The organism is Streptosporangium sp. NPDC002721, from assembly GCF_042888905.1.
GTDB lineage: Bacteria > Actinomycetota > Actinomycetes > Streptosporangiales > Streptosporangiaceae > Streptosporangium.
Genome location: NZ_JBIAQI010000003.1, coordinates 15,574 through 41,307 on the forward strand (window position 1 = coordinate 15,574; position 25,734 = coordinate 41,307).

The 25,734-nt window shown below is 69.4% G+C and carries 15 protein-coding genes, 1 tRNA gene and 1 pseudogene; 4 read left to right on the forward strand and 13 right to left on the reverse strand.

The genetic code is table 11. The annotated features are described in order from the left end of the window. Positions 1-110: 110 nt before the first annotated feature. The 7 genes from ACFYWM_RS04285 to topA all read right to left on the reverse strand — a co-directional run bounded on the left by ACFYWM_RS04285 (position 111) and on the right by topA (position 11,328). Positions 111-968 (reverse strand): stage 0 sporulation family protein, encoded by an 858-nt coding sequence (locus ACFYWM_RS04285; RefSeq protein ID WP_389908323.1) that lies wholly within the window; start codon positions 966-968, stop codon positions 111-113. Positions 969-1,229: 261 nt separating this feature from the next. Next, positions 1,230-2,384 (reverse strand): glycosyltransferase family 4 protein, encoded by a 1,155-nt coding sequence (locus ACFYWM_RS04290; RefSeq protein WP_389908326.1) that lies wholly within the window; start codon positions 2,382-2,384, stop codon positions 1,230-1,232. Further along, on the reverse strand, positions 2,381-3,079 hold the full coding sequence (locus ACFYWM_RS04295) for a hypothetical protein (RefSeq protein ID WP_389908329.1): 699 nt from the start codon (positions 3,077-3,079) through the stop codon (positions 2,381-2,383). The genes ACFYWM_RS04290 and ACFYWM_RS04295 overlap by 4 nt, the downstream gene beginning before the upstream one ends. 500 nt (positions 3,080-3,579) lie before the next feature. Beyond that, entirely contained in the window at positions 3,580-4,761 is a 1,182-nt protein-coding gene (locus ACFYWM_RS04300; protein WP_389908331.1) for a DNA polymerase III subunit delta', read from the reverse strand. A gap of 29 nt (positions 4,762-4,790) precedes the next feature. Then, a complete protein-coding gene (gene tmk, locus ACFYWM_RS04305) occupies positions 4,791-6,851 on the reverse strand; it encodes a dTMP kinase (RefSeq protein ID WP_389908334.1) in 2,061 nt (686 codons plus the stop codon). A gap of 236 nt (positions 6,852-7,087) precedes the next feature. Continuing rightward, the gene (locus ACFYWM_RS04310; RefSeq protein ID WP_389908337.1) at positions 7,088-8,515 is read right to left on the reverse strand and encodes a metallophosphoesterase; all 1,428 of its coding nucleotides are present in this window, start codon (positions 8,513-8,515) and stop codon (positions 7,088-7,090) included. A 161-nt stretch (positions 8,516-8,676) separates the two neighbouring features. Beyond that, entirely contained in the window at positions 8,677-11,328 is a 2,652-nt protein-coding gene (topA, locus tag ACFYWM_RS04315) for a type I DNA topoisomerase (protein ID WP_389908340.1), read from the reverse strand. 157 nt (positions 11,329-11,485) lie between these two features. Here topA and ACFYWM_RS04320 point away from each other — a divergent pair, with 157 nt between their 5' ends. After that, complete coding sequence (locus ACFYWM_RS04320) at positions 11,486-11,671, forward strand: DUF5703 family protein (protein ID WP_084195129.1); 186 nt, start codon at positions 11,486-11,488, stop codon at positions 11,669-11,671. Between the two features lie 195 nt (positions 11,672-11,866). On the opposite strand, the gene ACFYWM_RS04325 is transcribed toward ACFYWM_RS04320, so the two are convergent. Next, positions 11,867-14,248 carry a chaplin family protein gene (locus ACFYWM_RS04325; protein WP_389908343.1) on the reverse strand — a complete coding sequence of 794 codons (2,382 nt, stop codon included), beginning with the start codon at positions 14,246-14,248 and terminating at the stop codon, positions 11,867-11,869. Positions 14,249-15,222: 974 nt separating this feature from the next. Further along, a complete protein-coding gene (locus tag ACFYWM_RS04330) occupies positions 15,223-16,530 on the reverse strand; it encodes a M20/M25/M40 family metallo-hydrolase (RefSeq protein ID WP_389908346.1) in 1,308 nt (435 codons plus the stop codon). Between the two features lie 166 nt (positions 16,531-16,696). Here ACFYWM_RS04330 and ACFYWM_RS04335 point away from each other — a divergent pair. Both ACFYWM_RS04335 and ACFYWM_RS04340 read left to right on the forward strand, forming a co-directional pair. Further along, a tRNA-Leu gene (locus ACFYWM_RS04335) sits at positions 16,697-16,782 on the forward strand. 64 nt (positions 16,783-16,846) lie between these two features. Further along, the gene (locus tag ACFYWM_RS04340; protein ID WP_389908349.1) at positions 16,847-17,278 is read left to right on the forward strand and encodes a hypothetical protein; all 432 of its coding nucleotides are present in this window, start codon (positions 16,847-16,849) and stop codon (positions 17,276-17,278) included. Between the two features lie 48 nt (positions 17,279-17,326). Here the strand turns inward: ACFYWM_RS04340 and ACFYWM_RS04345 are convergent. The 3 genes and pseudogenes from ACFYWM_RS04345 to ACFYWM_RS04355 all read right to left on the reverse strand — a co-directional run. Further along, positions 17,327-18,439: pseudogene (locus tag ACFYWM_RS04345) on the reverse strand (recombinase family protein); the annotation flags it as partial. Between the two features lie 381 nt (positions 18,440-18,820). After that, the gene (locus ACFYWM_RS04350; protein WP_389908351.1) at positions 18,821-19,696 is read right to left on the reverse strand and encodes a hypothetical protein; all 876 of its coding nucleotides are present in this window, start codon (positions 19,694-19,696) and stop codon (positions 18,821-18,823) included. Next, entirely contained in the window at positions 19,697-20,095 is a 399-nt protein-coding gene (locus ACFYWM_RS04355) for a hypothetical protein (RefSeq protein ID WP_389908354.1), read from the reverse strand. A 699-nt stretch (positions 20,096-20,794) separates the two neighbouring features. Between ACFYWM_RS04355 and ACFYWM_RS04360 the strand changes: the two genes are divergently transcribed. Then, on the forward strand, positions 20,795-21,142 hold the full coding sequence (locus ACFYWM_RS04360) for a GntR family transcriptional regulator (protein ID WP_389908357.1): 348 nt from the start codon (positions 20,795-20,797) through the stop codon (positions 21,140-21,142). A gap of 353 nt (positions 21,143-21,495) precedes the next feature. Here the strand turns inward: ACFYWM_RS04360 and mobF are convergent, their stop codons facing one another. After that, complete coding sequence (gene mobF / locus ACFYWM_RS04365; protein ID WP_389908360.1) at positions 21,496-25,455, reverse strand: MobF family relaxase; 3,960 nt, start codon at positions 25,453-25,455, stop codon at positions 21,496-21,498. Positions 25,456-25,734: the final 279 nt, after the last annotated feature.

The window sequence follows — 25,734 nt, forward strand, 5'->3', positions numbered from 1 at the left end:
TCCACGCTCGCCCAGAAGCCGTACGGGCCCGGGGACATCACGGTCCGAGAGCGGGCACGCGGCACCGGCCACCCTCCGGTCCGCCGTCGGTGACCCTCACCGCGTCCCGCTCACCCCTCCGGTCCCCCCTCGGCGACCTTCACCGCGTTCCCGTACGCCGCGTCGTGCTGCTTGCGCGGGGAGCACACCGACGCCGACGGGCACGCGCAGCGGCGGCCGCCGTCCTCCAGGCGGACGACGACGGAGTCGGAGGGCACGTTGCGGCCCACGACGGTTCCCGCCCCCTCTGGGGTGTCGACCTTCAGCCCGACGCGGGGCATCCTGCTGTGCGCGTCGAGATAGAGAGGGTGCTCGTACTTCAGGCAGCACATCAATCGCCCGCACGCCCCCGCGATGCGCAGCGGGTTGACCGGCAGGTCCTGGTCCTTGGCCATCCGGACGGAGACCGGTTCGAAGTCCTTGAGGAAGGTGGCGCAGCACAGGTCACGGCCGCAGGGGCCGATGCCGCCCTGGAGGCGGGCCTCGTCGCGGGGGCCGATCTGGCGTAGTTCCACCCGGGCGCGCAGGTTGCGGGCCAGGTCGCGGACGAGGGCGCGGAAGTCGACCCGCTGCGGGGCCGAGAAGTAGACCGTGTAGACGTTCTCGGCGTCCGTGTAGTCGACGCCGACGACCTTCATGGGCAGCGTGTGCCGCTTGATCAAGCGTTTGGAGACGCTGCGGGCCTCGGCGCGCCGCCGCTTGTTGCCCTCGTCGCGGGTCAGGTGCTCCTCGTTCGCGATACCCGCGCACACCGGCAGCCCGCCGACCTCCTCGCTCGTCCACTGGGGCGCCCAGACGCACTCGGCCACCTCGGGCCCGGCGTCGGTGGGGACCAGCACCTTGTCTCCGACCTTGGGACTGTGCTCGCCGGGATCGAGGTAGTACAGCCTGCCGTAGCGGGTGAAACTCACCGCCATGATCATGCCCATATGGCTCCAAACCTGGGGGTACGGCTCGTGCTCACCTTACGCGGCATACCCAGGAACACGGAGGGCCGCCCAAAGCCCCCTGCCCGGCGGCCGGGAAGCCGCGCACACCTTCCAGCCGACCCCGGCCGAACACCATCGAACCCCGCCGAACACCGTCGAACACCGTCGAACGGCGGACACCTCCCGCCCGGCGTCCTCGGCCGTGGCCCGGTCCCGGACCGGTCGCCCGCCATGAGCGGCGGCCCCGCGGGACCGCCGCGGTCAGCGGCCGAGTTCGGCGAAGGACTTCTCCCAGCGGGAGACGATCGTGGAGATGTCGTAGTTCCTGGCCGTCTGGAGGGCGTTCTCGGCCATCCGGCGGCGGCCCTCCTCGTCGTCGATCATCTGGATCAGCCCGCTGGCCAGGGCGTCCACGTCGTCGGCGGGGACCAGCAGCCCGTTCACGCCGGAGGTGATGATCTCGCGGGGGCCCCGGGGGCAGTCAAAGCTGATCACCGGCACCCCGGAGGCGAACGCCTCGATGATGGTCATGCCGAAGCCCTCGAAACGGGAGCTGACCGCGTGGATCGAGGCCTTGGCGAGCTCACCCTCGATGTCTCCGGTGGGCCCCATGAACGTGACGTTGTTGTGCAGGCGCAGCTTCACGGACTGCCTGACCAGCTTGTCGCCGACCCGGCCCTCGCCGTAGATCCGCAGCTTCCAGTCGGGGCGTTCCCTGGCCACCCGGACGAACGCCTTCAGCAGCCGGTCGTACCCCTTCACCGGCACCAGCCTGCCCGCGGCCAGCACGATCCGGTTCTCCTGCCTGGAGCGCGGACGCGGCCCGCCGGGCAGCCCGTTGCCGATGGTGAACACCCGGGTGGACGACCCGTTGAGCATCTTCCGGTAGTCGTGCTCGTCGGCCTCGGTGAGGGTCACCACGGCGTCGAGCTTGGGGTACCACGTCCGGATCTCCTCGAAGATCCCGGGCTGGTGGGCCTCGAAGTGCAGGTGTTCCTGGGCGATCGTGACGACCCGCTTGCGGGCGTACCTCGCGGCCATGATGTTGAGCCCCGCGCGGGTGGTGACCAGCACGTCGCTGCGGAGCCTGCGCAGCTCGCGGACGAGGACCTCGTCACTCCAGGCGCTGAAGGAGGCGTACGCGCGCTCCTCGGGGTGGATCAGCGCGCTCTCCCGCGCGCTCAGCCGCTCGGCCTTCTTCGTGTACGGCCAGCGGACCCTCGCCCCCTCCCTCAGGTCGACCAGCGAGCGCAGGCGAACCCGCGAGCCCAGCGGCAGGAAGGGCATGTCGGCGTGCTGGAAGACGCTGACGATCTCGACCTCGTGCCGCTCGGACAGGGCGGTGGCGAGGTCGAAGGTGGCGCGGATGGTCCCGCCCATGCCGTAGGCGTTGAGGATGAGAAAGGAGATCTTCACGGACTCGCCTCCTCGATGCTGAGCGCGACGGCGAGGCTGTCGGTCTCGGTGTAGTACGGCCGGACCCTCACCTGCCCGACACGTTGGGCAGGAAAACGAACTTTGGTCTTCTTGTCCGTTATGTCATCAAGGCGGGTCGCCAGCGGCAGCCGCGTTCCGGAGATCTCCGCGTAGAGGTCCCAGAAGACCCGGCGCCGCACCTGCGTCTCGGCCATCGGCGCGATCTCCACCCCGCCCTCGAACCACCGCCCCTGGAAGCTCGCGGGCCCGCTCACGGGCTCCGGCCCCCGGCGGGCCACCGCCACGAGCCGGGCCGCCCCCCGGATCGGCTCGCCGTACGCGACGGCGCCCTCCACCTGGATCACGCCGTCCTCAGCGGTCACGCGGATCACCTCGACGTACGGCTCGACCTCGCGGACCCGCAGGCCCAGCGTGCCGTGGGAGGTACGGAACGCCCTGATCTCCCGGGTGCGAGGGGTCTCGGCGTAGGACCACAGCCCGTCGAGCGAGAATCCCGGGTCGTCGGTGACGATGGGCTCGCCGTCGCGCGACGCCATCCAGACACCGGCGGACAGTGCCGTCAGATTCGTGGCCCCGCATTCCTCGCCGGTCTCCACGTGCCGCAGGACGATCTCCGCGTCGTTTCCGGCGGCCGACTCGGGCCATTCGATCCTCAGCCTGTCGTCGTCTCCCACACGGCTCGTGACGGCTCGCCCACTCACAGGTGAAATCATCCCGTGGCGTGCCCCAATGCTCACCAAGATTCCCCCGGCCTTCTCTGCTCATCCCCGTAGAGCAGGACACTGTCCACTGATTTATAACGAAATAGCGTATTTTAGCCTGTTAATCTTAACGACTCGCACTCATACTTTGAGGTGACTTAGCGATGAATGGTTCCATCTAATCGGAAACAGACGGGTAGTGACCACTTGATGGCGGTCTATACCCGCCTCACCAGGCGATATCCGCCGGGCCGGTCCAGAAGAGACTTCGAAGTGTCCGATACCGGACAGGGTTGATCCCCTCGAACTCCGGCTCCCGGTGAACCACGAGGGCGGCCGCCCACGGCGCGGCACGGCACGGCACGCGCGGTCCGGCACCGCCTCGCGCGGGGAACCGATACCGGCTCACGCCCGGGAGCGATTCACGACCGAGGCCGGCTCGAAAACCAGCCGGACTCACGGCCGCGACGGGCTTACAACTGGGGCCGGTGCAACGAGATGGTCATCGACTCGACCGCCATCTGCGGGCTGACGTTGGACGCCAGCCGCCTCCGGCAGCGCATGATCGCGTCGATCCTGCGCAGGGTGTCCTCGGGCGTGGAGGCGCGGGCCAGCTCGTCCAGGTCGGCGCGGCGGTCCTCGCTGGCCAGCTCCACGTACGCGCCGAACTGCACCGCCAGCACGTCGCGGTAGAACGCCACCAGATCGAGCAGGGACGCGTCGATGACGTCACGCTTGGTACGGGTCGCCCGGGACTTCTGCCGGTCCTCGAGATCCTTGAGCGCCCCGGCACCGCCGCGGATCAGGCCCCTGTTGAGCCCCTTGCCCGTGGAGCCCTCGCCGTAGGCCTGGCGCAGCTCGGTGATCTCCGACTCGTTAAGCACCGCGGTGACCGCGGCGGCCTCGTCCTCGGCGGTCTTCACCAGCCGCTCGGCGGCCATCACGCACTCCCCGACGCCGGTCAGCGACCGGGGGATGGACAGCACCGCCTCGCGACGCGCACGCGCCTCGGCGTCCAGTGCCAGCCTGCGGGCGCGGTCGATGTGCCCCTGTGCGGCCCTCGCGGCGAACTCCGCCATCGCCGGCGGCACGTTCTCGCGCGTGGCCAGCACGTGGGCGACCGCCGCGGTGGGCGGGGTGACGAGCGTGACGAGCCGGCAGCGGGACCTGATGGTGATCATCATGTCGTCCGGGGAGGGCGCGCAGAGCAGCCACACCGTCTTCGGCGGCGGCTCCTCGATGGCCTTGAGCAGCGCGTTGGACGCCCCCTCGGTCGCCCGGTCGGCGTCCTCGAACAGCACGACGCGCCAGCGGCCCAGCGTCGGCGCCCCGGCCGCGCGCAGGATGAGCCGCCGGGTGTCCTTGATGCCGTACGAGAGCCCCTGCGGGCGGACGATCTCCAGGTCGGGGTGGGAGCCCACGGCCACCTGGTGGCACATGTCGCAGTGGCCGCACCCCTGGTCGGGGCAGAACAGCGCGGCGGTGAACGCCCGCGCGGCCTCCTCGCGACCGGACCCGGGCGGCCCGGTGAACAGCCACGCGTGGGTCATCCCGGCGCCGCGCCCCCCGGCCAGCAGGTCGGCCCCGGCCGCCGCCGCCCGGCGGAGCGTCGCGGCGGCCCGCTCCTGCCCCACAAGATCATCAAAGACTCCCACGCCCCCAACCTACCGCCGGGGACGCGGGCTCAGTCGCGGATGGCGGGCATCGTCCCGGTGACGTCCTCCGACTCCCGCGGCACCGGGTCGGGCAGGACCTCGCGGACCCGGTCGTGGATGATCGAGGAGATCTCGTTCTGGGACAGGGTCCCGTCGACGACCAGGTAGCGGTCGGGCTCGGCGGCGGCCAGTGCCCGGAACTCGCGACGGACGCGCTCGTGGAACTCCAGGGGCTCCGACTCGATGCGGTCGGCGGCCCCGCCCAGCCGGGCCAGCCCCACCGACGGCGGGGTGTCGATGAGCACCGTGAGGTCGGGGACGAGCCCGCCGGTGGCCCAGCTGTTGATCCTCGTGACGTCCTCGGCGTCCAGGGCCCGGCCCGCGCCCTGGTAGGCGAGCGACGAGTCGACGTAGCGGTCGGAGATCACCATCGACCCCCGGTACAGGGCAGGGCGGATGACCTTCTCCACGTGCTCGGCCCGGTCGGCCGCGTACAGCAGCGCCTCGGACCGCGCGGACAGCCCCTGGTGCACCGCGTCGAGCAGGATCGCGCGCAGCCGCATCCCCACCTTGGTCGAGCCGGGCTCGCGGGTCTGCACGACGTCGAAGCCCTGGTCACGCAGCCAGATCGCGAGCAGCCTGGACTGGGTGGTCTTCCCCGACCCCTCGCCGCCCTCGAACGCGACGAACATGCCACGCCCCTGCTCGGCGCTCTCGGGGGCGAACCGCTCGCCCCGCACCGCGGCGACCAGGTCGGCGATGATCGAGACGCCCCTGCGGTCGTCCATCTGCCGCAGCGCGACGATCCCGACGACCACCGCGAGCAGCCCGCCGACGAGCAGCACCAGGTTGGAACCGTCGAACCGGTAGACCGGGTCCGGGCCGACCCTGATCTGGTGCTCGCCGAACAGGCCCGCCAGGGTCGGCGCGACCGCGACCACCAGCAGCAGGGTCACCCGGGCGAGCGACTGCAGGAAGGAGAACGTACGGCCCCGCAGGCTGTCGTCCACCTCCAGTCCGATCATGGTGTAGCCGATGATCCAGGCGATCCCCGCGCACGCGCCGAGCAGCACGGTCAGCAGGACGACGATCACCAGGTTGTGGACGAGTGCGACCGCCACGAGGACCAGCCCGGCCACCACGATCGACAGGCCGAACAGCCTCCGCCGCGACAGCTCCCTCAGCAGCCTGGGCCCGAAGAACATGCCGGAGGCCATGCCGACGAAGACCGCGCCGAAGACCACGCCGTACGCCGCGTCGCCGCCGCCCAGCGCGTCCACGTAGATCTTGGCCACCCCGACCACCGCGCCACCGGCGGCGAACGCGCCCAGCATGCCGATGATCAGGCCGCGGATCAGCCGGTTGCCGCCGACGAACCGCCAGCCCTCGAAGATCTGCCGCAGCACCGACGGCGTGGCGGTGGTCCGCGCGCCGCTCCTCGGGATGTCCTTGAGCGAGAAGATGATGACGGCCGAGACCAGGTACGCGAGGGCGTTGATGAACAGCGCCAGGTAGGTCTCGCGCTGGGCGAGGAAGGGCACCAGCCTGCCCAGGAAGTCGTCGGCGACCGACAGCAGCGCGAACAGCAGCGCCGCGATGGGCGCGGTGCCGTACGTGACCAGGAGGTTGAGCTGGTTCGCCTCCTCCAGCCGCTCCTTGGGCACCAGGTTGGGCACCGTGGCGTCCTTGGCCGGGACCCAGAAGAGGTTGACGCACTCGACCAGGAACGTCGCGACGATCACCCACTGGTAGCTGCCGATCAGCGGGATCGACAGCACCAGCGCGAAGCGCAGCAGGTCGCAGAAGAACATCGTCAGCCGCCGGTCGAACCGGTCGGCGAACACACCCGCCAGCGGGCCCAGCACGATGGCCGGGAGCATCTTCGCCACGAAGACGCCGCCGATGGCCAGGCTCTGGACCCTGTAGCCCTCCGCCGCGGTGAGGTTGCCCGCCAGGGCGGTCAGCGCCAGGAGGTTGAGCCAGTCTCCCAGGCTGCACACCGACATCGCCGTCCACAGCTTGCGGAACGGGGCATTGGCCAGCACGTGGGGGGGCTTGCGTCGCGCGGTGCTCCGGCCAGGGGTGGTCATAGTGTCAGCGTATCCAGATGCTCGCTGGGCTGGGGAAAACACGAGCCAGGCGGAGATGCCCGGCTGCCCGTCGCACGAGGGTAATACGTCCGCCCCGTCCCTCGCAGGTCACCCCCGGGAAAAGAAGCGCCCGGTGCCGCTGTTTCCAGAGGTGCTCGCGGAAGGGGTTCCAGAGGTGGCCCGTCCCACTGTTCCCAGGGGTGGCGGAGTTCCCGGAGGTGCTCGCGGCGGGGTCCCTAGGACCGCTCGTGGTGGACTTCCAGAAGGGTGATCTCGGGGGGTGCGCCCACCCGGACCGGCGGCCCCCAGAAGCCCGCGCCCCGCGTCACGTACACCTGGGTGCCGTCCACCTCGCCGAGGCCGGAGACGACCGGCTGCTGCATCGGGACGACCAGGTTGAAGGGCACCATCTGCCCACCGTGCGTGTGACCGGAAAGCTGGAGGTCCACGCCGTACGTGGCCGCCTGGACGGCCTGGACCGGCTGGTGGGCGAGCAGGACGGTGGACCGGGAGCGGTCACGGTCGCCGCCCAGCGCCCGCTCGAAGTCGGGGCCGTCCCCGGAGGCGACGCCGCCGAGGTCGTTGACCCCCGCGAGGTCGAGGACGGCTCCCCCGTGGGCGATCTCGACGCGCTCGTTGCCCAGCGGGCGGACGCCGAGCCCGCGCAGCTCCTCCGTCCACTCCTGCGGGCCGTTGGCGGTGTAGTACTCGTGGTTGCCGGTGACGAAGTAGGCGCCGTAGCGGGATTCGAGGTCCTTCAGCGGCCTGGCCAGCGGGCCGAGCTCGGCCACCGTGCCGTCGACCAGGTCACCGACGACGGCGACCACGTCGGCCCTCAGGGAGTTGATCATGCGGACGATGCGCCGGGTGTGCTCCGTACCGGTGAGCGGGCCCAGGTGGATGTCGCTGACCACCGCGAACCGCAGGCCGCTCAGGCGCGGGTCCAGCCTGGGCAGCACGACCCTCACCGGTTCGATCACCGGGTCGCCCAGAGCCGTCCGGACCCCGAACCCGACCGTGCCCAGCGCCCCCGCCCCGGCGGCGACCGCGGCCGTACGGGCGATGAACAGCCTCCTGCTCATCGCGGCCGGACCGTTCGCCCCGCCCGCGGCCCCACCACCGCGCCGCGCGTCCCCGGCGCCCGGAACGACGATCACACCACCGACGGCGGAACCCGCCTCGGCCTCGGCCTCGGGCCGGCCGGCGGCATCGGGCTGGGCCACGGCGACCGGAGCGGGCACCGGCTGGGCCGCGGCCACCGGGGCGGGCACCGGCCGGGCGGCCCGCTCCGCCCTGCGGGCGGCCACTCCCAGCGGGACCCGGCGACGCTCCGCCCGCCGCTCCACCACGCCCAGGACCGCCAGGGCCACCGCCCTGGGAATCTCCAGGAGCACCAGGGACACGAAGAGGTAGAACATGATCGCGATCCAGAAGAACCCCGGCCAGGCCAGGAAGTGACCCCACTCGCTACGGGAGGCGACCAACGTCGCCGGGGCGAGCACGGCCAGGGCGACGAGGATCCACGTCAGCACCCGGCGGGTCCGGCCGGGCCGGGTGGTGAGGCGGATCAGGCGGTGCCACAGGTAGAGGTGGACCACCGTGACCGCGCAGACGACCAGCGACACGAAGCCCACGATCGTCACTCGCCCCTCCAGCTCGCCCACCGGCCGTTCCCGGCGCGTTCCGAAGAACGCCCGGGACGGCGGATGCGTTCCCAGAACCCCGGAAGTTCCGAAAACCCCGGGAACAGGGCGTCAGGCTTCTCGCCCTACGCGCTCCCGGACCACTGGAACCCGTACGTTCCGAGAACCCCGGGAACGGGGCGTCAGGCCTTCGCCTTGGCCCTGGTGGTGGGACGCTTGGGCGCCGGACCGCGGGCGCGGCGGTCGGCGAGGAGCTCGGCGGCGCGCTCGGTGGTGATCTGCTCGACCTCGTCACCCTTGCGCAGGGAGGCGTTGGTCTCCCCGTCGGTGACGTAGGGCCCGAATCGCCCCTCCTTCACCACGATCGGCTTGCTGGAGACGGGGTCCGCACCCAGCTCGCGCAGCGGCGGCGCGGCGGCCGCCCGCCTGCCCCTGGTCTTGGGCTGGGCGAGCAGCTCCTTGGCCCGATCGAGGGTGACCGTGAACAGCTCCTCCTCCGACGCCAGGGAGCGCGAGTCGGTGCCCTTCTTGATGTAGGGCCCGAACTTGCCGTTCTGGGCGGTGACCTCCTGGTCGTCGATCACCCCGAGCACCCTGGGCAGCGAGAGCAGCAGCAGGGCGTCCTCAAGGGTGATGGTGTCCAGGGACATCGTCTTGAGCAGCGACCCGGTGCGCGGCTTGGGAACGTCGGCCTTCTTGGTCCTCTTCTTGGCACCCTCGGCCGGCGGCGCCTCCTCCGGCAGGATCTCGGTGACGTACGGGCCGTAACGGCCGTCCTTGGCCACGATCACGTGCCCGGTCGCCGGGTCCTTGCCCAGCTCCCGGTCACCCGTCGGGCGGGAGAACAGCTCCTCGGCCATCGCGGCGGTGAGCTCGTCGGGGGCCAGGTCCTCGGGCACGTTCACCCGGGCGCCGTCGCGGTCCAGGTACGGGCCGTAGCGGCCCACCCGGATCATGATGTCGGTGCCCCTGATCGGGAACGAGCTGATCTCCTTGGCGTCGATCTCGTTGAGATCGGTCACCATCTCCTTCAGGCCCTCGTCGCCGTCCACGCCGAAGTAGAACCGGCGCAGCTCCGGCACCCGCTCCGCCCTGTCGTTGGCGATGTCGTCGAGGACCTTCTCCATGTCGGCGGTGAAGTCGTAGTCGACGAGGTGGCCGAAGTGCTGCTCCAGCAGGTTGACCACCGCGAACGCCAGGAAGGACGGCACCAGGGCCGTGCCCTTCTTGAAGACGTAGCCCCGGTCGAGGATCGTCCCGATGATCGACGCGTACGTCGACGGGCGGCCGATCTCCCGGTCCTCCAGCTCCTTGATCAGCGACGCCTCGGTGTATCGCGCGGGCGGCTTGGTGGCGTGCGCCAGCACGTTGAGGGCGGACGCGGTGAGCGGGTCGTTCTCGGTCAGGTTCGGCAGGCGCTTCTCGGAGTCGTCCCGGTCGGTGGACGGGTCGTCCGCGCCCTCGACGTAGGCCTTCAGGAAGCCGTGGAAGGTGATCGTCCGCCCGGAGGCGGTGAACTCGACCCGCTCGCCCGAGCCGGACGTGCCGTCCACCTTGACGGTGACCGACTCGCCGACCGCGTCCTTCATCTGGGAGGCCACGGTCCGCTGCCAGATCAGCTCGTACAGGCGGAACATGTCGCCGCTCAGCCCGGTCTCGCCCGGCGTGCGGAACTCCTCGCCCGAGGGACGGATCGCCTCGTGCGCCTCCTGCGCGTTCTTGACCTTGCTGGCGTAGACGCGCGGCTTGTCGGGCACGTACGCCGCGCCGTACAGCTTGATGGCCTGGCTTCGGGCCGCCGCGACGGCGGTCTCCGACAGCGTGATGCTGTCGGTCCGCATGTAGGTGATGAAGCCGTTCTCGTACAGGCGCTGGGCGACCTGCATGGTCGACTTCGCGGAGAAGCCCAGCTTGCGGCTGGCCTCCTGCTGCAGCGTGGTCGTCCTGAACGGCGCGTAGGGCTTGCGGGTGTACGGCTTGCGCTCGACGGACCTGACCTTGTACGAGACACCTGCCAGGCGCCCGGCCAGGGCGGTGGCGGCCTGCTCGTCCAGGTGGAGCACGTCGGCGCTCTTGAGCGTGCCGTTGCTCGCGAAGTCACGGCCCTGGGCGACGCGCTTGCCGTCCACGCCGGTGAGCATGGCGGTGAACTCGTGCGGGACCTCGTCGCGGCCGGTGTCGAGCAGGGCCTGCAGGTCCCAGTAGCTCGCGCTGGTGAACGCCAGGCGCTCGCGCTCGCGCTCCACGACCAGCCGGGTCGCCACGGACTGCACGCGCCCGGCGGACAGCTTGGGCTTGACCTTCTTCCACAGGACCGGACTGACCTCGTAGCCGTAGAGGCGGTCGAGGATGCGCCTGGTCTCCTGGGCGTCGACCAGCCTCAGGTTCAGGGTGCGGGGGTTGGCCACCGCCTCCTGGATCGCTCGCGGCGTGATCTCGTGGAACACCATGCGGTGAACCGGGACCTTGGGGTTGAGCACCTCACGGAGGTGCCAGGCGATCGCCTCGCCCTCGCGGTCCTCGTCAGTGGCGAGATAGAGCTCGTCGGCGTCCTTGAGCAGCTGCTTGAGCTTGCTCACCTGCGCCTTCTTGTCGTGGTTGACGACGTAGAGCGGCTCGAACTCGTGATCCACGTTGACGCCGAGGCGCGCCCAGGACTCCCCCTTGTACTTCTCGGGGATGTCGTCGGCCTTCTCGGGGAGGTCGCGAATATGCCCGATGCTGGACTCCACGACGTAGCCGCGGCCGAGGTACCCGGCGATGGTCTTCGCCTTGGAAGGCGACTCGACGATCACCAGGCGGGTTCCGTCGGCGTTGCCGTTCTTGGCTGGCACGCTGCTTCCTACCTCGCTGTTCGCATTCGTTCCCCGTTTTCTTCCCCTCGGGTTACCCGGTCTCAGCCGGGGACACTCCCAAGAGAAGCCGCAAGGACGCAGAATAAAGCCCTATGAGTGTCGACGTCCCCCAGCTCACCCTCGGAGACTAATCGCTGTGCTCGACTACTCCTACTTGGTTCTCCACCTTCCGCGTGGCACATCCCGGGACGCAGCCCGGCGGATACTGACCGAACATGCAGAATACGGCGACTGGGAACTCGACCGCCTGCGACTGTATCCCGACGGCCGCCGGGACGTCCGACTGCGCCGGAAGATCATACGTGTGACCAGGACGATGTGATCCCGGACATGGCTTTGCCCGCTCCGGGCCGCGCCCCCGGAACGGGCAAAGCTTCCCTGCCTCGCCGGCGGAGCGGACGCCGCGCCAGGAGGGCGCGGTCGTCCTGTCTCACCGTCGTCGAGGCGTCTACGGGCCTTCCTCGGTGGCTCCGGGAAAGCGTGTCCAATAGGTGACTAATGCCTTACTTTTCGCGCCTTACTTCTTGCCGAAACGGATCCGGCGGGTGGTGCCGAAGACCGTCGCGGCGACCGCGGCCATCGCGCCGATCAGCAGGGTGACCAGGGAACCGACGTTCATCCCCGTCACGCCGACGGGCTGGGCGGCGCTCATCAGACCCAGGTCACCGACCGGCAGGGAGCCCGCCGGAGTCGAGGAGGCCAGGTCGGTGACGGGAGCCAGCGGCGAGCCGTTCCCGGCCGCCGCGGCCCGGTCACCCGCCGGGCTCGCGGGCGCGGCGGGCACGGCGGGGAGCTCGGGCAGCTTCGTGGCGGCCGGGAAGCGGGCCTGGTCCGCCCCCTGGGCCGCGGGCGCCGACGGCGCGCCGGAGGCGGACGCCTGACCGGCCGCGCCACCGAGAGCCGGGACGGCCGGGAGGGCGGGCAGCAGACCGCTGGTCTTGTGCCTGCCGGGCTTGAAGTCCCGGTCACCTCGGCCACCGTGGTCGTTGCCGTGGTCGTGGTCGCCGTAACCGTAGTCACCGTGACCGCCGTGACCGCCGTAACCGTAGTCACCGTGACCGCCGGGGCCCCACGGGCCGCCCCAGTGGCCGCCGCCGCCCGGACGCCCGGACGAGCCTCCGACGCGGGAGCCGCCGAGGCAGCCCGCGGCGGCGTCGCCCAGGACGGCCACCGCGTTGCCGCAGATGTTGATCGGGGCGGTGATCGGCGCCACCACCTGGTTGCCGCCCAGCACCGAACCCTGGCCGGAGGTGCGGTTGCCACCCGCGCCCGTACCCGCGCCCGCGCCGCCCGTGACCGAGGCGCCGCCCCTGCACGCCGCCGCGGCCTGGCCGAGCACGCCCACCGCGTTGCCGCACACGTTGACCGGGGCGGTGATCGGCGCCACCACCTGGTTACCGCCCAGCACCGAACCCCGGCCCGACGTGGTGTTGCCACCCGCGCCACCGCCGCCACCGGCGCCACCGCCCGTGACGGACGCACCGCCCTGGCAACCGGCGAACGCGCCGCCCAGGACGGCGATCGCGTTGCCGCAGACGTTGATCGGGGCGGTGATCGGCGCCACCACCTGGTTACCGCCCAGCACCGAACCCCGGCCGGACGTGGTGTTGCCACCGGCACCCGCACCGCCGCCCTGGCCCGCCGGCACCGACACTCCTCCGGGGCAGCCCGCCCGGCCGCCGCCGACGGCGTTCCCGCAGACCTCGGCGGGAGCGACGATCGGCGCCACCACCTGGTTGCCGCCGCCGGCGCCGAAGCGCCCGTCGGTGTCGTTGCCCCCGGGGCCACCCGGGCCGCCGGGACGGGGACCGCGCTCCCAGCCGCCACCGGGACCACCCGAGCCGGGGCCGCCGGGACGCGGGCCGTGCTCCCAGCCGCCACCGGGACGCGGCCAGTGCTTCCCACGGCCGCCGTGGTCGCCGTAACCCGGCTTGCCGGGCTTACCGGGCTTGCCGTGCTCTCCGGAACCGCCGGGCCCACCGGGCTTACCGGGCCACCCCGGACCGCCCGGGTGTCCCGGCCGTCCCGGACCGCCCGGGTGACCAGGCCCACCCGGGTGTCCCGGACCACCGGGGTGCCCGGGACCACCCGGGGTCCCGGGGCCGCCCGGAGTGCCAGGACCGCCCGGGGTGCCGGGGCCGCCCGGGGTGCCGCCGCCGATGACCTCGGCGCCGCCCTCACAGCCGGAGAAGGCCCCGCCGACGACGGCGACGGAGTTGCCGCAGATGTTGATCGGGGCAGTGATCGGCGCCACCACCTGGTTACCGCCCAGCACCGAACCCCGGCCGGACGTGGTGTTGCCACCGGCACCGCCGCCGGCCCCACCCTGGTTGCTCACCGAGGCCCCGCCGCGGCAACCGGCGGCCGCCCCGCCGAAGATCGCGAAGGAGTTGCCGCAGGCGTTGATCGGGGCGGTGATCGGCGCCACCACCTGGTTGCCGCCGCCGACGCTGTGGTCACCGTTCGTGCGGTTGCCACCGGCTCCGCCGCCGCTCCCGCCCTGGTTCCGCACCGAGGAGCCGCCCCGGCAGCCCGCCTCGGAGCGGCCGAACACCGAGACCGCGTTGCCACAGGCGTTGACGGGCGCGGTGATGGGAGCGACGACCTGGTTGCCGCCCAGGACGCTGCCCCGGCCGGAGGTGGTGTTGCCACCGGCGCCCGCGTCGCCACCGCCGTTCTCGACGGAGGCGCCGCCCTCCGAGGACGCCGCCGACTGCCCGGCCACGCCGACGGCGTTGCCGCTGATGTCGATCGGCAGGGTGATCGGCAGTTTGACCTGGTTGCCGCCGCCGATCGAGTGGTCGCCGTCGGTGTCGGCGAAGGCCGTACCGCCGCCCATGGCCATGACGCCCAGTGCGAGCAGTGCCGCGGGGGCGGTGCCCGTAACCCACGTACGCATGATTGAAGCTCCTAGCAGTTTCGGGGGGGACCTGACCCTCGTGAGGGCATGGAGGCCATGCGAAGGCCGGACAGACCCGCACAGCGGAAGCCCCGACGGCCGTCACGAGGAATGGGGATTGCCTTTTCTGCCGCCTGCTGATCGCTCACGGGACGGAGCGGTTCTCCTGGGGATGGAGGATGAAGGCAGGCTCCGCGACCGGCGGATCACCCGAGAGGGGATGGGCCGGTGCGTGCGAAGAGATCAGTCAGGAGAGAAAGAGGGGTCGTCCGCCGCTGTGCGGACGACAGGGGGGAGCACGAACGCCGGCGGGACACGCCGCGTCATCTGCCGCGGGTCGTAGGCGAACCACGCGACATCCCCCGGACCCGGTCCCGGAGGGCCGGATCCACCACCGCTCTGGGGCACGAATCCATTGGCGCCAGAGCCGTGTTCGACGGTGGCGGGTGCCGGGAACCCCGGCCTGGACTGGCTGGTGAGCCCGTCCACACCTCGCCCCGCCATGGCCTCGGCGTTGTGCGTCGCCGACAGCCCGCCGCTGACCGTGGGGAAGACATCGGCTCGGGAAGCCGATCCGGAAGCGGCTGTGTGAGGGGTCTGGGAGCGGGCCTCTCCTGTCGTCGCGGTGGTGTCCGCGACCGCGGGAGCGGCGCCGAGGAGCCCGAAGACGACCGCGAGCAGCCATGCGGCGGCCAGGAGACCGCCGACAGCGAGGGCTCGCCTGACGCCCCGCCGAGTGCCGGCCGCGAACCGCGCCATCCGGTCAGCCCGATCGGGGATCGTGTCGTCGACGGGAAGGGTCACGGGCGCGCGTCGGGCAGCGGGCGAGGACGCCCTCCACTGCCCGTGCGGCACACGTGCCACGTGACCTCCCCAAAGCTCCTGGACGGGCCCGTTCGGACACGAGCCATCCCTCGACGGAGAGTTACGCTAGCACCACATCGAGTTAACGCAACGCGTTTCCCGGGAACGCCTCAGCAGCCGTCCAGGAAACGGTCAAGGACCCTCACCCCGAACTGGAGCGAATCCACCGGAACCCGCTCGTCGATGCCATGGAACATCCCGGAGAAGTCCAGGTCGGCGGGCAGCCGCAGCGGCGCGAACCCGAACCCCCGGATGCCCAGCCTGCTGAACGCCTTGAGGTCCGTACCTCCCGACAGCGTGTACGGCACGGCCAGCGCGCCCGGGTCCTCGGCGATCAGGGCGTCGGCCATCGCGCGCACCAGGGGCCCGTCGAAGCCGGTCTCGATGGCGATGTCGTGGTAGACGAACTCCCTGGTCACGTTGGGGCCGAGCAGCCCGTCGAGCGTCTCGAAGAACTCGTCCTCGTATCCCGGCAGGAAGCGGCCGTCCACGTGCGCGGTCGCGGTCTGGGGGATCACGTTGGCCTTGTAGCCGGCCTCCAGCATCGTGGGGTTGGCGGTGTTGCGCAGCGTGGCGCCGATCATCCGGGCGAGCGGCCCCAGCTTGGCGACGGTCTTCTCGGCGTCGTCCAGGTCGAGCTCCAGCTCCAGGGCCCTGGAGGTCTCCTCCAGGAACGTCCTGACGGTCCGCGTCATGCGCACCGGCCATTCGTACCGCCCGATGCGGCCCACCGCCTCGGCCAGCTCGGTGACCGCGTTCTCCGCGTTGAGCATCGAGCCGTGCCCGGCCCTGCCGGTGGCGGTCAGGCGCATCCAGGCGATGCCCTTCTCGGCGGCCTCGATCAGATAGAGCCTGCGCGCCTCGTCGATGGAGACGCTGAACCCGCCCACCTCGCCGATCGCCTCGGAGCACCCGTCGAACAGGTCCTTGTGCTCCTCGGCCAGCCACTGCGCGCCGTACTTGCCGCCCGCCTCCTCGTCGGCGGTGAAGGCCAGCACCACGTCCCTCGGCGGGCGGCGGCCCTCGCTGAGCCGCTGCCGTACGACCGCGAGGATCATCGCGTCCATGTTCTTCATGTCGACCGCGCCGCGTCCCCAGACGCAGCCGTCGGCGATCTCGCCGCTGAGCGGGTGCTGGGTCCAGTCGTCCGCGTTGAAGGGGACGACGTCCAGGTGCCCGTGCAGCAGCAGGGCGTCACGGGAGGAGTCCTCCCCCGCGATGCGGGCGACCACGTTGGCCCTGCGGCTGTCCGACTCCAGGATCTGTGGCTCCAGCCCGACCTCGGACAGCTTCTCGGCCACGTACTCGGCGGCGGCCCGCTCACCGGGCCCGGAGTTGTCGCCCGCGTTGGTCGAATCGATCCGGATCAGGTCGCGGCACAGCCCGACGACCTCGTCCTCAGCGTTGATCGCCGTCATGTGGACTCCCTGGGGTTCGGTACGGCTTCCACCTCCCATCCTGCCGTCGGCCTCCCCTTCCCGGCACCCCGCCCGTGCCCGCTCTCTTACCGATATGACGCCGGCTCAAGAGTTTGCTAACCTGAGTCCGCCGACGCGGGATGACGGTCTCGCGTGCAGGCACCACGTCCGGGTGGCGGAATAGGCAGACGCGCTAGCTTGAGGTGCTAGTGCCCTTTGCGGGGCATGGGGGTTCAAGTCCCCCCTCGGACACAAACCGGTGGCCTATAGGGTCCTGGTCACGTGCAGACGTGACCAGGACTTTCTGTTTTGACGGATGGTAGATCAGCCGCAGTCCGATGTTCGTGTAGATCTTGGCCTTCCGGACCGGGTCGGCATTCGAGAGAACTCGCACCATGTCCCCAAGCCTGTGCGTGATCTCCGCCAGCTCATCACGCCCCAGCCACCTCTGAGGCAGTACATGCGCGCGGCCGAGACGTTGCTCGGCCGCAGCCTTGCGGACAAGCTCTTCCTGGATCCATCCGGCGACGAGCGCCGGGTCGGCGCCCGCCTCAAGGGCAGCCCGATGCTGGGCGAGCTTGCGGTCGCACTCGGTGATCTGGCGGCGTGCCACAGCGAGTGCTTGGGCCTCGGGCGGTGTCACGTCCTGTGCGGCTGCCAAGACGTCGAGAGTCTGATCAACGTTGTGGGGCGCGAACAGCCGGCCGAGCCAGCGGTCCAGTCGCGGGACCACGCGGTCCTCTCGTAGGTAGACGTTGCGGGGGTGCATGAGGTGGTTGGCCAAGGCATACTCCTCAGGGAAGCGGCAGCGGTAGTAGGCCGCGTCGTTGACCCACTGGCCCTGCATTCTGCGGTCGCAGACACCGCAGTACAGCAGCCCCCGGAGCTGATACGGCTTGGGGGTGCGCTTGCGGGTCTTGTCGGTGTGGCGATCGCCTCGCCCCGTCAGCGTCATCTGCACGGCGTCGAAGTCCTCCGTGGACACGATCGGCGGGTGAACGACTGTCTTCGACCAGACCCAGTCCTGCTTGGAGTTCCACCTGAGCTTCGTGGTGTGGCCCAGGCCGACGTCGTCCACATCGATGAGGACCTCGTCCTTGCGCTGGCGGTTCCACACCTGGTGGCCGGTGTAGCGGGGGTTGGTCAAGATGGCGCGCACCGCACTCTTGGACCAGGCGATGCCGGAGCGGTGACGGTTCCGATCCGGATCGTGAGCTGATGGGCTGGGAATCCCGTTGCGGGTCAGTCTCTCGGCAATGGCGAACAGGCCGTAGCCGTCGAGGAAGACCGCGAAGATCTCTTCCACCACGGGCGCGGCGACGGGATCAAGCTCCAGCCGGTGAGCACGCTTGCCGTCGGCCGCCTTGGCCGGGTTGGGGTGTGGGCCCGCGTCGGCCAGCCGGTAGCCGTAAGGCGGCCGACCTCCCAGAAAGCGGCCTTCCATCTGGGCTTGGGCTGACATGGCGCTGCGCACGCGGATCTTGATGCGGTTGCGCTCGCCTTTGCTCATACCGCCGAACACGCTCATGACGAGGTCATGGGCCTCGTTGTTCGGGTCGATGGGGCCGCCCACCTCGGGCACCCAGAGCGGAACCCTGAAGTGCTCGAAGACGGGAAAGGTCAAGCCGTACTGGTTGCCGTAGAAGGCTCGTTGCGGCTCACCGATCACCACCGCGTCGAAGCCGCGGTCGGGGTTGCGTAGTTCGGCGAGCAGCGCCGCCGCGTGCGGGCGGCGCTGCCAGGGGATCGAGCGGGACTTGTCGACGTCGAAGAACTCGGTGACGATCACGCCCCCGCGCGACTCGATGAGCGCGCGGGAGCGGGTGATCTGCCAGCCTCGCGAGGACTGGGGATCTTGCTTGTCCTCGGTAGAGACTCGGCCGTAGAAGGCGAAGCGGATGGTGTTCATGGGTCCTATGCGACGTTGGGGCGGTTGACCAGCATGGCTTGGTGAGCCTCCAGCAGGATGGCGAGCAGTTCCGTGGCGGCACCGGGCGTCAGGCGGGGCGGTCCACTTGGTAAGACGATGTGCGGAGTCCGCTGTTTACGAGTGGTGGATGCGGTCATGATGAGAGGCGCTCCTATGCGTTCGTTACTGGCGGGTAGGGGTGCGGCCCCGGCGACGTGCTTGGCGGTACTGGAGTCGGGGCCGTTTTGCCGCCGTACCTTGGCGTAGATCCGCACGTTGCGGCTGGCGCCTCGGCAGGGCGGCGGGTCGGATGTTTCCGTGACGTCGAAAGCGCAGGCTGCCCGCGGTGTTTTCTCAAGCAGGACGGTGCTTTGCGTCTGGTCATGACGCAGATCTCTTAGCCACGAGTGGGTGGCACACCGGGCAGCGCGCCACAGTGTTGTCGCGAATTTCCATCTGTCGAGTGCGCTCGTCGCAGTGACCGCACCAGTCTGGGGCGATCTTCAGCGACGGACTGGGCTCGACGCCCTTGACCGCAGGCAGGAACCTGTCGGGGTCATCCTCGATTGCCGTGGCCACGTAGCGACTGCGGTACTTGACGGGCCGGCCATCGAGGATCGTGTGGCGGATCGCGGCCGCGTCGAGGAGGCGAATCTCGCGGCCGGTCAACTCAGCCAGGAGCTGGACGATACCGCGATCGATGGAGTCGTCGTCGTTCGCCCAGGCACGCGCGTTACGACGAGAAGATGACTGATTTTCTTCATCTTCTTCCGTCCTAGTCCCCTTCGGGGACTGGACGGAACTGGGTGGCGTTAGTAACGCGTTACGTTTGGCGTTACTGACGCCACCGTCGACCGCGGGTGGCTCGGTCCGGTCGCGTTGCTTGTCTCGCCACCTCTTCTGCCGCTCGGCGTTGGCCTTCCGTTCTTTCTCCGCCCGCTCCTTAGCGAGCACGAATGCGAAGAAGTCATGGATCACCCACCCCTCCGCCACAGGCGCCGGGCAGAGATCGGAGGGACACTCTTCGCCAGGCGGATGCCAGGTACCCCGGGACACGAGTTCGGTGATGAAGCGCAGCGGCTTTCGCACTCGCGGACACACGTCGATCAGGTCTTCCTGGAGTACCGCACCGTCGGTCAGGTTGCGGGCACACCAGAAGATCGCTGTGAAATGCATACGGAATGCGGCGTCCGACAGGCTTGCTACCTGCCTCCGAGTCGGGAATCGGTCGTCGAAATACAGCCTTTCTCGTTTCATCTAGTGCCTGCCTCTGTCCGTCAGATGCAGACCGGCCGTGGTGTTGAAGGCACGGTCGATTCGGAGCGCGAGGTCACGTGCTGACTTCCGGGCTGCCGCAAGTTCTGACAAGGCCTTGTCAAGACGCTCGCCGGGGTCGCCATGATCGTCACCCAGGTGCCCGGATTCCTGCATGCGCCGCAACGCCTCGCCGAGTTGCCCCAGTAGTTGGTCAAGCCCAGCTGTCGAAATGCCGATGCGGCCGAGGACGTCGTACACGGTGGATGGATAGGTGACGCCGACATGGGAGAGCGTGGCGTGATTGAGGACCCGGACGGCCTCGGACACGGCTGCGGCGACCTCGCTGGTGTAGTCGTCACCATGGGGGCCATCTGACGACAGCCAGACGGTCTCAGCCATCGACGTTGACTCCGATCGCTGAGATCTTGTCAAGATGCCCGCGTCCCGTCAGAGTAGTGACGAGAGTTAGCAGCCGACGCATGAGCCATTGGGGCACCCCTAGGGTGTCCGTGCTCGCGATCGATGGGATGCTGAACATGACCTACTCCTTTCGAGTGGGTCTGACGGAAGGCCCGGCGCCGGCGAGCGTCCAAGCAATGCGGGCGCCGGGTCCTCCTGTAGTGAACGTGCAGAGGGCCAACTTCATGATTCGGCGGGAAGCTGTTCAGCTACGCCGACATGCGCAGTTGTCCGCTTCTCATCTACCGGTGCTCCCCCAGACGTCTCACCCCCTCGTGTTCCAGGAATCACGTACGTAGCAGACCTATCTCCCATGATGACACAAATGACTTTGCTGGGCTTGACTGAAACAAGTCAGAAGATTCGCCTCGCGCTTGAGCGCCTCGCGATCCCTCTGCGGCCTTCATCACCTTCATGCCGCGCCGCTGATTTGCCATGCACGCACATCCATGCGGCTAGTGATCCAAAAGACGGCCGACATCGCGCCAGGTCGGAGCCATCAGCCCATGGCGATCGCTCTCACCTTTCCTCCTTGCTTGGCGATCAGTTTGACCTAAGTAGACAGTACTGTACTAGTTCAATCTAGGTAGAGCTCAACCATGCTTTCCTAGTACAGCTGAAGGGCTTAGCCTTGGTGATGTGTCCGTGCCTGATTTCAGCGACCCTCGGCCTGCCTACCTGCAGATTGCAAACGACCTGCGTCAAGAGGTGGCGGCAGGTCGACTCAAGGTCGGCGAGCGGCTTCCGGCGCGGCGGCAGTTGGCCCAGCGCTACGGTGTGGCCGTCGAGACGGTCCGTCGAGCCTTGGACGAACTCGCGCACGATGGCCTGATCAGCACGCAATCGACGCGCGGCACATACGTGGTCAAGACTCCTGACCAGGATGAGCCGTCCTCCGAACTTCAGCAGGCGATGACCGAGGTGCGCCGGCTGGCCAAGCGCGTAGAAGATCTGGAGTCTCGCGTGAAAGACCTCGAAAGCCGCTGACCCCCTCCACGCGCCCCTTCGAGCTCCACCCCTTCAGAACGCCGCGCGTGCAATGCCACGCACCTTCGAGATCTCTCTCTCGGAGTTCCGGGCTCTTCCTGGCAGCAGCCGAACCGGCCTGCGCGGAGTCGCAGGTCCAGGTGGAGCGGCCCGAGCGGAGCGAGGGACGACTACCTGGAGGTGTGGCTCCGCGCAGGCCATCATCGGCTTGCGAGGAAGACTCGGGCGGCCGCGATCCTCGCCCGCCATTGAAGAAGATCGTTTCTGGCGGTTCCGCCTGCCAGCGTCTTCTTCCAGAGCCCGCGAAAGGCAATGACGCTCTCCCGCGCCGGGCGGCGCCTATGCTTCCGTGCTCACAAACTGAAGCCAGACCCACGACGAAGATCGTTGCGAATGTGATTGGTCGGTGGCCGGTATGCCGGGGAGGGGCCACGCTGGTTGATGCGGCTGTGGGACGGCTGAGCGTCCGGTCGCTTTGCTGTGGCCTGTTCGGCTCGGACGGCTCGTTCGAGGTCGCGCTGGTCAGGTGACAGGTCGACGCGGCGCATGATCTCGCGTTGAATCGTGGTGAGTTCGCGCTGAGCGGCCTCATGAGCTTGGCGAAGCTCTTGAAGGCGCATCTTGACGATGTCGACATCGCTGTCTCGGGCAGCCTGCAGGCTGATGTCGAAGGAGTGCGACAGTTCGGCGTGGCGGCGGCGCAGGTGCGGCCAGGCACCAACCGGCGGGGCCTGTGCGGCGGTCTGGCGAGCGGACTCTTCCAAGACCGGGCCGTGGGCACGGATCGGCGCGAGGCGCTGGATTATGCGCTCCTCACTTTCGTGCAGGTCGATGAGCTCGGCCGTCAGGTCTCGGCGGCGGCCTCGCTGCCACGGGCGCAGGCTGGCCAGTTCGTCCTTGACGGCATGCTCTTGCCGGCGCAACTCAGTCAGGCGCCGGCGGCCCTCGGTGACCGCCTGGCGTGCCTGCTGGAGCTGGAGGGCGGCAGCCTCCGCCATCTCAATCCGGTTGGTCTGCTCCTCGATGTCGACGCGCTCGGCCAGCAGGCCGCGTTCGTTTGGGCCTCCGCCCTCAGCGGCCAGGCGCTGAGCGATCTGTTCGGCGGCTCTGGCTTCGGCGACCGTCGTGTCGAGTTGTCTTCCGAGTCGGCTCATGCGGTGACCCAGCTCGGCGTCGTCGGCCAACCCGACACCATAGGGGGAGTTGGTGAGGGACTGCAGGACACGGGCGCGCTGCACGATGATGCGAGCCGCGCGATCGGCGGCCTGCACCTCGGCTTGGGCACGCTCGAACTCGGCGCATGGAGACGCGTCTGCTTGGGCAGACGGGATGAGGCGTGTCTGGTGGGCGATGGGTTCGGGTTCGGGAGTCAAGAGCTGGTCGGCGCGGTCGCCGTAGAGGGTCGTGGCGTAGGCCGCCAGGGCGCGCTGCAGTTCGTCGGCCGGGCCGCGGGTTGGGCCGTGGCGGAGCCGGTCGGCGTCGCTTTCCAAGAGCTCAAGAGGTAAGTACAGGTGGGCACTGTGCCGATCGCGGCTCAGGGCCGTGTACGCGCTGTTCGGGTCCAGGCCCAAACCGTAGACGAACGTGTTTCGACCGGTCAGGCCTTGGGCGGAAGCCACGGTCATCACGGTGCCGTACGACAGGCCACCAGCCGCGATGTAGGCAGAGCTCACCCATTCACGTACCAGTGCGGCTCCATCCAGCCCAGCCTGACGCCACTCGACCTGTACGCCCCGCCTGCTGTCGATGGCGGTGACATGGCCGCGGTAGCCATTGAGAACGTCCACCGGGCCTTCGCCGCGGCGAGCGCGGTAGTCGTTCTTGCGTACCCGTACGTGGTCCCCGACGGCCAAGGCGATGCTTGAGCCACCGGCCAGGTGGTAGAGGCGTTCAGGGCCGGACAGCTCGCCCAGTTCGCGGCGGATCGCTCGGGCGGCCAGGTTGAGCCGGTTGGCAGCCTCGTTCGTTCCTGCCAGCACCAGCAGGTCGGCCAGTTCGTCATGCACGCCCGGCCCTCCGACGCCCCGGTACGGTTGCCGGGCGCCGGCCCAGTCGGCGATCAGCCGGGCCATCGTGTCGTCGGCGCCTGCCTCGGCGTGTACGTGGCCGCCTGAGGCCCAGGCGTGCAGGGCTTGGCGGCGTTGGCCGGCTCGGAACAACTCCAGGGCTTGGCGTTCGAGAGGGTCGCGCTGGCGGCGGTTCTGCCGCAGCACCAGCCCGTCGACCTGGCGGTGGACGGCGGCGAATCCACCGCCCACGCCGATCGCGCGCAGTTGCTTGGGATCCCCGAGGAGCACCACCTTGGTGCCGTGCCGTTCAGCGTCGTCCAGGAGAGTGGCCAACTGGCGGTCGTCGACCATGGCGGCTTCATCGACCACCAACGCGTCCACCCCGGCCAGCCCCCGCCCGCGCTGGATGCGCAGCAGCCAGGTGGCGATGGTGTCAGTGCCGATGCCGGATTCGGCGCGCAGGGTGGCGGCGGCGACCGCCGCGGTGGCCGCGCCCCGGACCACCAGGCCACGGCTCTCGTAGGCGGCACGGGCGGCGGCCATCAACGTGGTCTTGCCCGCGCCGGGCACGCCGATGATCGCTTCTACCCCGTGCCCGGCGCGCAGGACTCGTTCCAGCACAGCTCGTTGCTCGCCGGTGAAGGCCATCTGGTGGCCGACCTGGAAGGTGTCCAGGGCCAGGCGGACGGCATCAGCGTCCAGCACGGCCACACCGCTGTTGTATCGGCGACGCACGGTGGCCAGCAGGGCCTGTTCGGCGGCAAGGATGTCGGTGCTGGTGTAGCGAGCGGAGTTGGCCATGTGACGCGCTCCGGCATCACTCAGCCGCACCGCTGGAGCCAGTGCCAGCACCTCATCGGCCAGCGTCTCGGCCTCGGCCAGATCCGTCACCCCGTCGGGGAGCGCGTCCACGACCGCAGCCAGCACAGCGGCCCGGGACACCTCCTTGCGATGCGCGGTCAACCCGCCCTCCGTCCGCCAGATCCAGGCCGCGATCTCCGCCGGAGAAGGCCGCGCGGGCAGCGGTGCGCCACTACGGCAGGCTGCGACCAGCGCGACCGGGTCCACACCGGCCGCTTCGAGCTGGTTGTGCCAGTCAGCGCGTAACTCGGCTTGCCCGGGGTCGGTTCTGTGCTGGCGGCTTTCGGCCGAAGCCACCTTCTTGGCCCGCCGAGAAGCCTCTCCAGCGGCGAAACCGAGTTTGGTCAGTACCTGCTTCACCTGGCCGTCACGCTTGGAGAACAACGTCCGCACCGCGGCTGGGATGGCCGCGATCTCCCACTCTCCGGTCTCCGGATTCCGGATCCAGGCGATGCCGTAGCGCTCAGTCGCCACTCGGCGCACTCGCGCCTTGAAGAAGGCGTCGGCGGCGTACGCGTGCCGGTATAGGTCCCGTCCTCCGGACGCGACCGCCGACCATTTCCCATCCAACCCGCGCGCTGCGTTCACGATCACCACGTGCGCGTGCCAGTGCGGATCCGGCGCCGACGACCCCACCGGACGCGCGGTTCGGTGCGTCATCACCCAGCCGAGTAATCCGCTCGTGCCCATCTGCTCAGCCAGCCGGCCGTCGCCCTGGTGACCTCGCTGACCGTAGCCCACCCACTGCTCAACCGCCGCGACCGTCTCGAACACCGCTTCAGCGGCCACGCCTTCCAGTGCCGTCGCGAAGCTGGGGTCGGCCAGCCCGATCAGCACCGACACGCTCTTGGTCACGTCAAGAGTCAGGTCATAGCCGCGGTTGCCGATGCGAACTCGTGCGTCGCGCCACTTACGCGCGTGCGCCAATTCCTCTCGCTCGTACACCTCTGCCAGGTCGACACCGGCGGCGAAGGCCAACCGTTCCAAATCATCAATGCGCACCAGGTGCGCCTCGCCCTGCCGAGCGATACCGCGTGCCATCTGAGCCGCCCGCTTGACCATCGCCGGGCGGGCGGCCAACAGGCCCTCCACAGTGGTACCGCGCTTGGCTGCGGTAGCCTCCAGCGCCTCCCCAAGCGGCGCCGCAGGCAGCTTGCCGCGTGGATCGACGACATGCTTTGCCTTCATCAGCAGCTCGCCGGTAATCGGGTCCTCACCGTTCATCAACGCCCGCGCCATACCGTGCTGGTCGGCCGTCAGCGCAGTGCCCGGGACGATGCCCACCTCACGCAGACCCGCACCGATCCACACCAGCCCGCGCTCACCGCCCAGCCGGTAGCTCAGCTGCCCGTCCAGTTCCTCGCTGGGGTCGTGACCGCGCTCGCCCGCATGCGGCACACCACAACCGGCGCCCTCCCGTAATCGATAATCCACCTGCTCCATGCAGGGGCCGAGCACATTCACCCAGGCCATAAGCCCCCCGTCCAGACGGTGGCGGTAGCGACGATGGCAGGGCCACTGATGGCGGGAGCAGCCCAAGATGTATCGCAGATACCTTCGGTCTAAGTCTTGAATTGATCTTGTAAGAAATTATGACAGATTGTGTTGATGTTAGGTAGATCGTAATTAGAGATGGTGATAGCGGTGTTGAAGTAGTGGTTTCTAAAAGATCTTGCTTGAAGGTTGTTGCACGTGGATTTGATTGTCAGTAACTGGCTGCCG

Coding starts and splice junctions, on each gene's coding strand:
- mobF (WP_389908360.1), bottom strand. CDS start 25,455: ATGGAGCAGGTGGATTATCGATTACGGGAGGGCGCCGGTTGTGGTGTG.
- ACFYWM_RS04350 (WP_389908351.1), bottom strand. CDS start 19,696: ATGAAACGAGAAAGGCTGTATTTCGACGACCGATTCCCGACTCGGAGG.
- ACFYWM_RS04340 (WP_389908349.1), top strand. CDS start 16,847: ATGGTAGATCAGCCGCAGTCCGATGTTCGTGTAGATCTTGGCCTTCCG.
- ACFYWM_RS04355 (WP_389908354.1), bottom strand. CDS start 20,095: ATGGCTGAGACCGTCTGGCTGTCGTCAGATGGCCCCCATGGTGACGAC.
- ACFYWM_RS04285 (WP_389908323.1), bottom strand. CDS start 968: ATGGGCATGATCATGGCGGTGAGTTTCACCCGCTACGGCAGGCTGTAC.
- ACFYWM_RS04330 (WP_389908346.1), bottom strand. CDS start 16,530: ATGACGGCGATCAACGCTGAGGACGAGGTCGTCGGGCTGTGCCGCGAC.
- ACFYWM_RS04325 (WP_389908343.1), bottom strand. CDS start 14,248: ATGCGTACGTGGGTTACGGGCACCGCCCCCGCGGCACTGCTCGCACTG.
- tmk (WP_389908334.1), bottom strand. CDS start 6,851: ATGACCACCCCTGGCCGGAGCACCGCGCGACGCAAGCCCCCCCACGTG.